The sequence below is a fragment of the Mucilaginibacter sp. genome, assembly GCF_964263795.1.
GTDB lineage: Bacteria > Bacteroidota > Bacteroidia > Sphingobacteriales > Sphingobacteriaceae > Mucilaginibacter.
The window spans coordinates 1-12,581 of record NZ_CAXVWK010000053.1; the positions used below are offsets into that span (position 1 = coordinate 1).

The following is a 12,581-nucleotide window of genomic DNA, read 5'->3' on the forward strand; positions in this document are numbered from 1 at the left end:
GTTACCTGCGTGTTTCCTGGAATAAAAAAGGCTTCACGAATTTTCGTAAAGCCTTGATTATCAATCGTGGAGAATATCGGAGTCGAACCGATGACCTCTTGCATGCCATGCAAGCGCTCTAGCCAGCTGAGCTAATCCCCCTTGTTGGGATGGCAAAAGTAGCAATTTTTGTTAAATGCCAAACCCTTGTTATAAATTTTAATATTTTGGTTTACAAAATCTTTTAAAAAAGTAAAGCCCCTGATGGGCAGGGGCCTTTACTAACCAATTATAAACCTAAATTATGAGAAGACTTGTTTGTTATTTTTAATAGTGTAAAAGTAACACTATCTTTTTAATTGCAAAGAATTTATTTATAATTATTTTGTAACTTTCTAATTGATACAACATTAAATTTATTGCTTTTGCAATTATATGCTTTAAACGTTAATAGGTTTTAAATTAAATGTGAACTTAATATTACCATTTGTTAATTTTTATTAAACATTTTTGCAAATATCTTATCAAATGAGCGTTGCAACACATAAACCCGAACTAACCAACATTACCCTTTGGGTAATGACACTCACTACCGGCCTTGTTGTGGCTAACTTATATTATAATCAGCCATTGCTTAATGATATGGCCACTACCTTTTATGTAAGCAATGGCAAAGTTGGCCAGGTATCTATGCTTACCCAAATTGGTTATGCGGTTGGGATGCTTTTCGTAGTCCCTATGGCCGATATGGTAAAACGGAAACGCCTTATGCTTATAGATTTTGCATTTATTGTTGCTGCTTTACTGTTAACCGCAATGGCACCCAATGTATATATGTTAATACTGTCGGGTTTTTTACTGGGTGCCGCATCCATTATTCCGCAGTTGCTGGTGCCCATGGCGGCGCACCTGGCAAAGCCCGATGAACGCGGCAACAAGATCGGATTTATCATGAGCGGCCTTCTAATAGGCATATTGTTATCGCGCACGTTAAGCGGCTTTGTAGGCGCGCATTTTGGATGGCGTGCCATGTTTTACATTGCTGCCGCCATAATGCTGTTGATGTGGGCACTCATTTACTTTTTATTGCCCGAGGTTGAGCCTGATTACAAAGGAACCTACCGCTCGCTTATGAAATCGCTTGTACGATTAGTCAAGGATGAGCCTAAGTTGCGGCTGGCATCCCTGCGCGGGGCGTTATGCTTTGCCTGCTTCAGCGCTTTTTGGACTACCCTTGTTTTTATGCTGAAACAAAATTTTAATCAGGGAAGCGACGTAGCAGGTGCATTTGGTTTAGCCGGCGCTTTTGGTGCGATAGCCGCCGGACTGATGGGCCGCCTGAGCGATAAAATGGACGCGTTTAAATTGTCAACCTTTACCTTGTCGCTGTTGTTGATTTCGTTTGTCATCTTTTTGTTCTCGGCCCATAGCATTGCCGGGCTTATTATAGGCGTAATTGTAATGGATATGGGTGTGCAGGCCACACATATTTCTAACCAGGCTATAATCTTTTCGTTGGATGCCAGCGCGCGTAACCGTATCAATACGATATATATGGTATCATATTTTGTTGGCGGCGCTTTAGGTACTTTTATGGCCAGCCGCATCTGGGATACTTATCAGTGGACCGGCGTGTGCGCCATCGGTATAATTTTATCGGCAATCGCTCTTATCATACATCTGATAACGCGCAAAACGATGCAACACAGTATTTGAAAACGAACATTACAAACTGCAACTACCGCCCTGCTGACTACCTTTTACCACACGCTGTACAAATTCCTTGTACATTATTTTAATCAATCAGGCTATCCGCACGCCCTGATATGGCTTTTTAAAGGCCTGCCTTGCTATAAATAAAAGAAAACTCCCATCTTGTGAAAACTTTTTTCCGGAAGCCTGATGTTTGGCACTGAATTGGAATATACTTTATCAAACAGAGACAAAATGGTAATCGACAAGAAAACTGAAACATCTGGCGAAGAAAAACAATGGGAAAACCCAGCGGCGCCGGAAGAAACCTCTGACGAAAGAGACAGGGACCAGATAGCAAGGCAATATAAAGAGGCTAAACGCCGCCATGATAACCTTAGCGAAAACCAGGACCAGGCAAACGAAAACGAAACGAAAAACTAAAATTTAAAATATTGATCATGAAAAGTTACCAAAAACCATCAGTTAGCAAATTAGTAGCCCGCTTTGATAAAGAACTTAAAGCAATTTTGCTAAACGACCTAAAAGCGGTAAGGGCCAACGCTCAAGCTTTAAAAGCAGCATAGTACTAACTAAACGTTTACTACTACTCTACATCTACCTATGAAAACTTATACAAAAGCAGCTACCAGCAAATTAGTTAACCGTTTTGATAATGAATTGAAAAAATTATTAATGGGAGATTTAAGATCTTTCAGGGAAAGTAACCAATTCGTCACCAGCAACAAACAGGCACCCGTAAACCAACAGTTAAAAGCTGCCTGATCATCATATATATCTATTCTATTATTTAAACATTCCTTGGAGAAAAATAAGGCCCTGCTAAATAGCAGGGCCTTATTTTTTTGCGGTATATTTTACAATTAGTGCCGCAGTCTTAGCCGATGCACCGGGTGTGCCCATGCGCTCGTCGAGCAGGTCATAATCAGTCAGGATCTGTGCGCGATGGTGTAGGTTGTTGATCAGGTTATTCAGTTCAGTATAAATATTGGCCGGGTTGTAGTCCTGCTGTATCAGCTCTTTTACCACCGGTTTATCCATGATCAAATTCACCAGCGATATAAATCTAATCTTAATGAGCATCCGTGCAATGCCGATAGTTACCGGGTTACCTTTGTAAATTACTACCTGCGGCACGTTAAATAAAGCAGTCTCTAAATTAGCCGTACCCGATGCTACCACAGCAGCCTCTGCAACATTCAGCAGATCATAAGTAGCATTAAATATCACCGGGATATTTGTACCATTAAGCCACTCAATATAATAATCTGCATTAAAAGATGGCGCGCCAGCTACCACAAATTGGTGATAAGGGAACTTTTCCGCTACTGCAATCATATCAGGCAGCAGGCGGCTTATCTCCTGCTTGCGGCTCCCCGGCAGCAGGGCAATGATCTTTTTGCCGGTAAGATCATTTTTTTGCAGAAAATCGCCATCAGGTTTAAAAGCGGCTACGGCATCAAGCAGCGGGTTGCCCACGTAATCGATATCCATCCCCCAGGTTTTATAAAACTCCACCTCGAACGGCAGGATGCAAAAAAGATGGTCCACAATGCGTTTGATCTTCAGTACCCTCTTCTGGTTCCAGGCCCAAACCTTTGGCGATATATAATAGCAAACCAGCAGGCCCTGCGTTTTGGCAAATTCAGCTATCTTTAAATTAAACCCTGGAAAATCTACCAATATCAATACATCGGGCTTATAAGATGCAATATCCTGTTTGCAAAGGCTCAGGTTTTTTAGGATAGTGCGCAAATTAAATACCACCTCTACAAAACCCATGAACGCCATATCGGCGTAATGCTTTACCAGGGTACCACCTTCGGCCTGCATCAGGTCGCCGCCAAAAAAACGAAAATCTGCCTGCCTATCCAGTTCTTTTAAAGCCTTCATGAGGTTGGCCCCATGCAGATCGCCCGAGGCTTCGCCGGCTACCAGATAGTACTTCATCTAACCTGCATTTTAAAAATAAAAATCAATAGCATACAAACAAAGGTAATCATCATTATGCCATTGGATGTTTGATCAAGGTGCTTTTTGGCCGACGTTCGTAACAGAATAAGGTTTGCGCCAATCGCTAAAAGGTACGGAGCAGCGGGTTTGTCCATCAGTATATTTTCATTGTAGAGCACGTAATTAAGCAGCAAATAAACCAGCACCGGGGGCAAAACGCCATAAAGCATACCCAAGGGCAAACTGTTTTTTGTAAACATATTTTCAAAAATACATCATCGATATGCATTTTGCTATTTTAGCGTTCTAATTAATCATCAACTATACATGAAAAGAATATATTTACTTGCCCTGCTTGCATTTTTAAGCGTCAACGCACTGGCACAAAAAGTTAACCCCACCATTCAAAACGGAACGGTACTTAACTACTCTGCCTATATTAAAGCTTTCGACAGGACCTTGCCGGTTACGATAACAGCGACAGAAATTGCTGCGCCGGTACATTTAAAATGGGCAGCCGGTGGTATGGGATCGGGTGTTTTTGAGATCTCGTCGAAAGCGGTAGAGAGCGGTACCAAAATTGGCATTAAGCAGCCAGGATATGACGAAGTTACCAAACTGAAGGATGATGAGACGCTCATCTTCCTGTCGAAAAGCACGTTCAATACCTTAACTACTACTAAAGCTTTCGAACTTAATAAAATGAAATTTAAGGTGATCGATGCTGCAACACCCTTTACCCTGAAAGATAAAGAGGTTGACACTTTTTATGCAGTGAGCGAAAACGGCAAAACTAAAATATGGGTACTCAACAATCCCTCATTTCCGCTAATTTGCAAAGCCGAAGGTGTGCAGGGCGTTGATCTTACCCTTAACAGCCTGCAATAGTTACAAATTAAATTTCCAGCTGTTAAGCACAGGAATAGCATGGTGCGCCGTCATATCAAACTGTACCGGTACTACCGATACATATTTGTGTTTTAATGCCCACACATCGGTATCCTCCCCGTTATCGTTATTCTGAAAAACGCCGGTTAGCCAGTAATAAGGGCGTTTGTAAGGGTCGTGGCGCATATCAAATTCTTCAGCCCATTTAGCGTTGGCCTGGCGGCAAACCTTAATGCCTTTTATATCGTTCCCGGCAGGAAAATTCACATTAAGTACAGTACCTACGGGCAGACCGTTCGCCAAAACCTGCATGGCAAGTTCCTTTACATATTTTATGCAATGCTCAAAATTAGCTTGCGCATTGTAGTCATCTAACGAAAAACCTATTGACGGGATACCTTCAATAGCACCCTCTACCGCTGCCGACATGGTACCGGAGTATAGCACATTAATAGAATTATTTAGCCCATGATTAATGCCGGATACACACAGATCAGGCTTTTGACCTTTCAGCACGGCATTAACCGCCAGCTTTACGCAATCTACCGGTGTACCGCTGCAGCTGTACATTTCGATACCTTCATAAACATCTACCTTATCTAAACGCAACGGTTTACCTATGGTAATGGCATGCCCCATGCCCGATTGCGGACTATCGGGTGCTACAACCACTACCCTGCCCAAATCCTTCATGGCATGCATCAGGGCTTTGATACCTTCGGCAGTTATACCATCGTCATTTACTACCAGTATGGTGGGTTGGGCTTTAATTGTCATACGGCAAAAGTAGCTATTATTGAATTAAGCTGCCTGTATAGTTATATTAAATTATCTTGTTGACACCGGGAATACGGACAATTAACAACCCAAGCCCAAAGCTCCCCGCGACGGCCAGCGGGCCAACGATCAAAAATTTAAGCGCCGGCTCCAGGTCCCATTCGTAAGTCAAAACTGATAAGCCGATAAGCACCAGCGGATGGAAAATGTAAACGGCAAACGCACTGCGCGAAAGCTTGTTTAAAAATGCCAAAGGGCCGTTCCATTTATTTTTGCCGATACAAAGCAAAGCGGTTACGATGCTAAAGCCTAACAACTGTTCCCAAACGGCATACCAAAGCGACGGCCAATGCCCGCCGATGTTATAAGCTTCTACCGGGTACTTAAGCCATGCCCGCACAATAAAAAACAGTGGCATACCTATAAGCACCAGGCCCAGCGCTATGTTGCGCGATTTTTTACCCGTAGCTAAATCTGCGGCGTTTATCCATTTGCTGCGCGATGCAACAAGACCCATTATAAACATGGCTACATATTGCGGAAAGTGTCCTAACTGGAAGCCCAACGGTTTGATTACTATGCCAACCGGGTAAACAATACGCACCCAATAGGTAATAACGCCTATCGCCAGCGCAAAAAACAAGATATTGGAAAGGATTGGCAACGGCTTTGGTTTGATATCGCTTTTAGTAATTACCCGGTATAACGCGTAAAGCAAAGTGAAGATAAGCAACGCCAATACAAACCATAATACACCGAAGTTTATCCATCCATCAAACCCGGCCAGATATTGTGCGTAAGTGATGTGATCACGCCGGCCGGTAAAATTGTAAGGCATAAAACTTAAAAATGGCGACAACACAAATGAGTAAAATACCAATGGCAAACCCAGGCGCAGCAGCCTGTCAGCGATAAACTTGCGCGGTCCTTTTTTATCATAAGACAAAGGCACGAACAGCGCCGAAAGGAAAAAGAAAAATCCCATAAAAAACGACTGGTTAACCGCTACAAAAACAGTCATAGGTGCAATAGCACCTGCCAGCGTAGTTTTCTGTGTCATGTACCAGCCACCGGGAGCGCCGTAAGTAATAGCCGCGTGGTGCAGCACTACCAAAACGGTGAGCACCACCTTTAAATGATCTATAAAATTAATCTTATTTTGGGGCTGTATAAGTGCCGGTTGCTGTACAGGAGCTGACATTGTAATTGATTAGGTTGATATAAAAGTAGGGAAATTTAATCAACCTAAATAAGGTGTCATTCGAACGATGGTGAGAAAATCATAACATTCTGTAAAGCTCGTCAATTTTCAATTTAAGAATATTTCTTATCGATAACGCTTGTTCAAAATGACACGGGTACTATTACTGAAATAAAAGAAGCCCCGCAATGCGGGGCTTCCAGCTTTATAAGCTATTGATCCAGTTGACCAGATCTTCGCGGGTTTTACCTGTTTTTTTTTGCAGGCGGCCCAGCGTTTCATCGTCTTTACCTTCTTCGTGTTTCAAATCGTCGTCGGTAAGGTCGCCATACGCTTGTTTTATCTTTCCTTTCAGCTCATTCCAGCCGCCTTTTAATTCTAACTTGTCCATTGTGTATTCTCCTATAAATTAGATGTAAAAGAAGAACGCTTGAAATTTAAATTGGTTTTCAGTATAATTTGAAACCACAAATTAGGATAACAACATTGCTAATATCTCCTTGTGCTTAATTCTTCTACAAAGCCCCTTCTTTAATTTCATCTACTACTGCCGGGTCAAGCAGGGTGCTGGTATCACCCAAGTTACCGGTATCGCCCTCAGCAATTTTTCTGAGGATCCTGCGCATGATCTTACCTGAACGTGTTTTGGGCAGGCCGGTAACAAACTGGATCTTATCAGGCTTAGCAATCGGGCCGATGATGCGCTGCACGGTCATGATGATATCCTTACGGGTAAGCTCTTCGTTACCGTGCTTATCAGGACTAACCACAAAAGCATAAACACCCTGCCCTTTAATATCATGCGGATAGCCAACTACAGCACTCTCTACTACGCTGCTGTGCATATTAATAGCATTCTCTACCTCGGCAGTACCTATGCGGTGACCGGACACATTCAGCACGTCATCTACACGGCCGGTTATACGGTAATAACCATCCTCGTCGCGCAGGCATCCATCGCCGGTAAAGTACAAATTCTCGTAAGTGGCAAAGTAAGTGGTACGGCAGCGCTCATGGTCGCCGTAGGTAGTGCGTAGCATACCCGGCCACGGAAATTTAATACAAAGGTTACCGCTAATGCCGTTTCCCTGCAATTCGTTACCGTTCTCATCAACCAATATAGGCTGTACCCCCGGCAAAGGCAAAGTTGCATACCCGGGTTTAGTTTTAGTAACGCCAGCTATAGGCGATATCATAAAGCCGCCCGTTTCGGTTTGCCACCAAGTATCAACTATAGGGCAATTACCGTGGCCCACCTTCTCGTCGAACCAGTGCCATGCTTCCTCGTTGATAGGCTCACCTACCGAACCCAGCTTTTTAAGTGAACTCAGGTCCTTGCCGTTCACCTGCTCATCGCCAAAACTCATTAAAGAGCGAATGGCAGTTGGGGCTGTATATAATATATTCACCTTGAATTTATCTACAATATCCCACAAACGGCCTGCATCAGGCCAGGTTGGAACGCCCTCGAACAATACCGATGTTGCCCCTTGCGTAAGCGGCCCATAGCAGATGTAAGAATGGCCGGTTATCCAGCCAATATCTGCCGTACAAAAGTAAACTTCGCCCGGTTGGTATTGAAACGCATTGCTAAAGGTGTATCCTGTATAAACCATATAACCGCCGCAGGTATGCACCACACCCTTGGGTTTGCCGGTAGAGCCTGATGTATACAGGATAAACAGCATATCCTCGGCATCCATTGGTTCGGCTTCGCAATCGGGGTTACCTTGTGTTTCTACTTTCTTAACCTCGTCTTCCCACCAAACATCACGGCCCTTGATCATGGATACCGGTGTGTGGCTGCGGGTAAGCACAATTACCTTTTTGATAGACGGGCATTGCACCAGCGCATCATCAATGACAGATTTTAGTGGCACTTCTTTCGTCCCGCGGAAACTACCATCGGCAGTAATCACAATGTTACACTCCGCATCTTTTATTCTGTCAGCAATTGACTGTGCCGAAAATCCACCAAAAACAACCGAGTGTACCGCGCCTATGCGGGCACATGCCAAAACAGCTATTTCCAGTTCGGGCACCATCGGCATGTAGATACAAATGCGATCACCTTTTTTTGCACCGTTATTTTTTAAGACGTGGGCAAACTGGCAAACTTTTGCATGCAGTTGTTTATACGTTAGTATACGATGATCTTCTGTCGGGTCATTTGGTTCCCAAATAATTGCAGGGGTATCTCCGCTTGTTTCCAGGTGGCGGTCAAGGCAGTTCTCGCTTATATTTAATTTAGCACCCTGAAACCATTTAATGCTGGGCTCTTTAAAGTTCCATTCCAAAACTCTATCCCATTTTTGCTTCCATAGAAAATTGTCGGCTATCTGCGCCCAAAATTCTTCGGGCTGCTCCACACTTTGCTGATATACCTTGTGGTACTCTTCAATTGATTTTATTTGCATAACAGGTTATAAATGGTGGTGTAAATTAGTTATTTTGGTTCGTCGGCGCAACACGTGCAACTCCCTTTTTAAAATATTTTAAAAAGTTATTCTTGAGTAGTATCATATACTATGTTTAAAATATCTGTATCGCTAATTTGTTTATTTTTTTCTTTAAAGGCATATTCACAAATAACCCCGGATAACATAACTGGAAGAGTGAATACCGTGATTTTAAAATACCCAATTGTAAACTCAAGCGATGCTCTCGATACCACCATCATCACTACTAATTATGGCTCAAACGGTGATGCAATTTCGCAAACCATCCGTAAAAATCCGCGCTCATTATCTAAGCTGCAGCCAGGCGCTCCACCGCAAGAATGGAATGTAGACTTTACATATGAATATAATTTACAAGGCACTAAAATTAAAGCAAAGGCCGACAGGCATCGCGGATGGCGTATTTATAACTTCAACAAAAGAGGGTTAATAGCTGAAAATTTTAATTATGACCTGAATGGAGACGTGTCCGAACGAACAAATTATTTTTATGATACAAAGGGCCAGCTTTCCGAACAAAAAATTTATACCGGTAAAGGTGACTACTATATGCGGCAAAGCTACCACTACAACCCGCAGGGCTTACTGGCAGAGAAAACTATTTACAGTATAGGTATATCAGCCTTTAAGCTTACGTACAAATATGTGGCTTTTGACATTCGCGGAAATTGGATAAAACGATTAGAATATAATACCGCTAATACCTGGCCTGCCGTACAACTAAGGGAAATAAAATCCGCCGATTAAGCGTTGTAAATAAAGCTTAAAAAGAATTTGAAAAATATTTAAAATCACTGTTGCCTATTTGCTTTAAAAAGCTGATATTTGCAAACTCTTTTTAGGAGAAGAGCGAAGATTTAAAAAATATTTGTCATGTCAAGAATTTGTGATTTAACAGGAAAAGGCTACATGAACGGTAACAGCGTTTCAAACTCAAACGCTAAAACCAAACGTAAGTTTTATCCAAACTTACAGCTTAAGAAGTTTTATATCCCTGAAGAAGATAAATGGATCACTTTAAAGGTATCTACTTCTGCTGTTAAAACTATCAGCAAACGCGGTATTACTGCTTGTATAAACAAGTTTGTAAAAAAAGGTTCTATTTAATAAGTAATAGTGATGTGTTTATGAGTGATGAGTAATGTCTCAGAACTTAAAACCCAAAACTCAAAACAATATATAAGATGGCTAAGAAAGGTAACAGGGTACAGGTAATATTAGAATGTACAGAGCACAAAACCAGCGGTATGCCGGGTATGTCTCGTTATATTACCACCAAAAACAAAAAGAACACTACAGAAAGACTGGAGATGAAAAAATTCAACCCGGTTTTACGTAAAGTAACCGTTCATAAAGAAATTAAATAATAATTGATTGTAAGTTTATAAGTGATCGGCATTCTTGAGGTCATTAATTTACGCTATCACTAATTCAATAATTAAACAACATGGCAAAGAAAGTAGTTGCAACGCTGAAAGTAGCGGGTAAAGGAAAAGAGTTTTCAAAAGTTATCACAATGGCTAAATCACCTCGTACAGGTGCTTACTCATTCAAAGAAGCTATTGTAGCTAACGATAACGTTAAGGATGCTATTGCAGGTAAACTGTAGTAACTTTTGCTAAAAATATTAAAGCCGTCTTGTTTATCACGAGAGGGCTTTTTTTGTTAAGGTCTGAATCAGAATTTACAGGATGAAAGAATTTGCAGGATAATCAAATTCACCGATACAGTTCTGAGCGTTTTTAATTCAAAGAATTCTAAATTCTGATCACCCATGGGATTATTTGATTTTTTCAAGAAAAAAGAAAGTACGCAGCAGGAACAGCAGGCGCTTGATACCGGGCTGGAAAAAACTAAGGATAACTTCTTTTCGAAGTTAACCAAGGTAGTTGCCGGTAAAAGTACTGTTGACGATGATGTGCTTGACGACCTGGAAGAAGTGCTGGTAACATCAGATGTTGGGGTAAGTACTACACTCAAGATAATTGAGCGCATACAGGCACGTGTGGCTAAGGATAAATACGTGGGCACATCAGAACTGAACGGCTTGTTGAAAGACGAGATCCAGAAACTGCTTGCCGAAAATAACAGTAACGATTTCCGCACTTTTGAATACGGCAGCCAAAAACCCTATGTAATAATGGTAGTTGGCGTTAATGGCGTTGGTAAAACTACCACCATAGGTAAACTAGCCCACAAGCTAAAGCAAGCAGGCAGCCAGATAGTTTTAGGTGCTGCCGACACCTTCCGTGCTGCAGCGGTAGATCAGATAAAACTTTGGGGCGAGCGTGTTGGCGTAAAGGTAGTAGCACAAGCCATGGGTAGCGACCCGGCGTCGGTAGCGTATGATACCCTGCGCTCGGCCGTAGCTAATGGGGATGATGTGGCAATTATTGACACTGCCGGTCGTTTACATAATAAGGTGGGCCTGATGAATGAGCTCACAAAGATTAAAAATGTGATGCAGAAGGTAATTCCCGGTGCACCGCATGAGATACTGCTGGTGCTGGATGCATCTACCGGGCAAAATGCCATTGAGCAGTGCAAGCAATTTACCGAGGCCACCGCAGTTAACGCATTGGCGCTTACTAAACTGGATGGTACTGCAAAGGGTGGTGTAGTGATCGGTATATCAGATCAATTTAAAATACCGGTAAAATATATCGGTGTGGGTGAAGGGATAGAGCATTTACAACTATTCGACAGGAACGAATTTGTGAACAGCTTATTTAAATAGTAGAACTTTCATTGATTGATATTGATTAAACGATTTCACTGATTGAAATGGTGGAATTTGAAAGAGATCAGTTAACGGAGGAATTAAAAATCTGAACTTAATCGGTGAAATCAATTAAATCAGTGTAATCGGTGAAATAAAATAGAATGAAGACAAAAATTATTAGCAAGCCGATACTTAACCTGAAACCCCGTGTTAACGTGGTTACTTTAGGCTGTTCAAAAAATGTATATGATAGTGAGGTGCTGATGGGCCAGCTTAAGGGCAACGCTTATGACGTAGTTCACGAAACGGATAAGCTACGCGATAACGACATCATTGTAATCAATACCTGTGGCTTTATTGATAATGCCAAGCAGGAATCTATCGATACCATTTTACAATACAGTGAACTGAAGGATCAGGGCAAGGTTGGTAAAGTGATTGTGACCGGCTGCCTGAGCGAACGGTACAAACCTGAACTGGAAGCCGAGATCACCAATGTGGACGCTTACTTTGGCACTAACGATCTTCAAAATATCCTTACTAACATTGGTGCAGATTACCGCCATGAACTGATTGGCGAGCGCTTGTTAACTACTCCGTCCCACTTTGCTTATTTTAAAATTGCCGAGGGTTGTAATCGCCCCTGCTCTTTCTGCGCAATCCCGCTAATGCGCGGTAAGCATTTAAGCACGCCAATGGATCAGCTGGTACGTAATGCCGAAAGCCTGGTGAAGAACGGCACTAAAGAACTGATCCTGATTGCACAGGATTTGACCTACTACGGTTTAGACTTATACGGAAAACGCAACCTGGATGAGCTGTTACGCCGCCTAAGCGATGTTGATGGTGTGGAGTGGATAAGGCTGCAATATGCTTACCCGGCAGGTTT

16 protein-coding genes and 1 tRNA gene are annotated in these 12,581 nt (G+C 42.2%); 11 read left to right on the forward strand and 6 right to left on the reverse strand.

Annotated elements, in window-relative coordinates; translation table 11 throughout:
* Positions 1-67 precede the first annotated feature (67 nt).
* Positions 68-141 (reverse strand) — tRNA-Ala (locus ACE5CV_RS08985).
* A gap of 366 nt (positions 142-507) precedes the next feature.
* On the opposite strand from ACE5CV_RS08985, the gene ACE5CV_RS08990 reads away from it, so the two are divergent.
* From ACE5CV_RS08990 to ACE5CV_RS09005, 4 genes are all read left to right on the forward strand, one after another.
* Positions 508-1,695 carry an MFS transporter gene (locus ACE5CV_RS08990; protein WP_374949833.1) on the forward strand — a complete coding sequence of 396 codons (1,188 nt, stop codon included), beginning with the start codon at positions 508-510 and terminating at the stop codon, positions 1,693-1,695.
* 231 nt (positions 1,696-1,926) lie between these two features.
* Positions 1,927-2,115: a hypothetical protein gene (locus tag ACE5CV_RS08995; RefSeq protein ID WP_374949834.1), complete on the forward strand. Its 189-nt coding sequence runs from the start codon at positions 1,927-1,929 to the stop codon at positions 2,113-2,115.
* Between the two features lie 17 nt (positions 2,116-2,132).
* Entirely contained in the window at positions 2,133-2,258 is a 126-nt protein-coding gene (locus ACE5CV_RS09000) for a hypothetical protein (protein ID WP_374949835.1), read from the forward strand.
* Between the two features lie 37 nt (positions 2,259-2,295).
* A complete protein-coding gene (locus ACE5CV_RS09005; RefSeq protein WP_374949836.1) occupies positions 2,296-2,457 on the forward strand; it encodes a hypothetical protein in 162 nt (53 codons plus the stop codon).
* Between the two features lie 72 nt (positions 2,458-2,529).
* Here the strand turns inward: ACE5CV_RS09005 and lpxB are convergent, their stop codons facing one another.
* Positions 2,530-3,642, reverse strand: coding sequence for a lipid-A-disaccharide synthase (lpxB, locus tag ACE5CV_RS09010; protein ID WP_374949837.1), 1,113 nt, complete (start codon positions 3,640-3,642; stop codon positions 2,530-2,532).
* Between the two features lie 330 nt (positions 3,643-3,972).
* On the opposite strand from lpxB, the gene ACE5CV_RS09015 reads away from it, so the two are divergent.
* On the forward strand, positions 3,973-4,533 hold the full coding sequence (locus ACE5CV_RS09015; protein WP_374949838.1) for a hypothetical protein: 561 nt from the start codon (positions 3,973-3,975) through the stop codon (positions 4,531-4,533).
* Here ACE5CV_RS09015 and surE read toward each other — a convergent pair whose 3' ends face one another.
* The 4 genes from surE to acs form a co-directional block, all read right to left on the reverse strand.
* Entirely contained in the window at positions 4,534-5,310 is a 777-nt protein-coding gene (gene surE, locus ACE5CV_RS09020; protein WP_374949839.1) for a 5'/3'-nucleotidase SurE, read from the reverse strand.
* A 46-nt stretch (positions 5,311-5,356) separates the two neighbouring features.
* Positions 5,357-6,511, reverse strand: a complete 1,155-nt coding sequence (locus ACE5CV_RS09025; protein WP_374949840.1) for an acyltransferase family protein — start codon at positions 6,509-6,511, stop codon at positions 5,357-5,359.
* A 205-nt stretch (positions 6,512-6,716) separates the two neighbouring features.
* A complete protein-coding gene (locus ACE5CV_RS09030) occupies positions 6,717-6,902 on the reverse strand; it encodes a CsbD family protein (protein WP_374949841.1) in 186 nt (61 codons plus the stop codon).
* A 124-nt stretch (positions 6,903-7,026) separates the two neighbouring features.
* On the reverse strand, positions 7,027-8,928 hold the full coding sequence (acs, locus tag ACE5CV_RS09035) for an acetate--CoA ligase (RefSeq protein WP_374949842.1): 1,902 nt from the start codon (positions 8,926-8,928) through the stop codon (positions 7,027-7,029).
* 198 nt (positions 8,929-9,126) lie between these two features.
* On the opposite strand from acs, the gene ACE5CV_RS09040 reads away from it, so the two are divergent.
* The 6 genes from ACE5CV_RS09040 to ACE5CV_RS09065 all read left to right on the forward strand — a co-directional run.
* Positions 9,127-9,717 carry a hypothetical protein gene (locus tag ACE5CV_RS09040; RefSeq protein WP_374949843.1) on the forward strand — a complete coding sequence of 197 codons (591 nt, stop codon included), beginning with the start codon at positions 9,127-9,129 and terminating at the stop codon, positions 9,715-9,717.
* Between the two features lie 126 nt (positions 9,718-9,843).
* Entirely contained in the window at positions 9,844-10,077 is a 234-nt protein-coding gene (gene rpmB / locus ACE5CV_RS09045) for a 50S ribosomal protein L28 (protein ID WP_373011879.1), read from the forward strand.
* Positions 10,078-10,154: 77 nt separating this feature from the next.
* Positions 10,155-10,337, forward strand: coding sequence for a 50S ribosomal protein L33 (gene rpmG, locus ACE5CV_RS09050; protein ID WP_067063463.1), 183 nt, complete (start codon positions 10,155-10,157; stop codon positions 10,335-10,337).
* 80 nt (positions 10,338-10,417) lie between these two features.
* Positions 10,418-10,579: a DUF4295 domain-containing protein gene (locus tag ACE5CV_RS09055; RefSeq protein WP_374949844.1), complete on the forward strand. Its 162-nt coding sequence runs from the start codon at positions 10,418-10,420 to the stop codon at positions 10,577-10,579.
* Positions 10,580-10,744: 165 nt separating this feature from the next.
* Positions 10,745-11,707 carry a signal recognition particle-docking protein FtsY gene (gene ftsY / locus ACE5CV_RS09060; protein ID WP_374949845.1) on the forward strand — a complete coding sequence of 321 codons (963 nt, stop codon included), beginning with the start codon at positions 10,745-10,747 and terminating at the stop codon, positions 11,705-11,707.
* Between the two features lie 146 nt (positions 11,708-11,853).
* On the forward strand, positions 11,854-12,581 hold a 728-nt coding region (locus ACE5CV_RS09065), incomplete at its 3' end, for a radical SAM protein (RefSeq protein WP_374949846.1).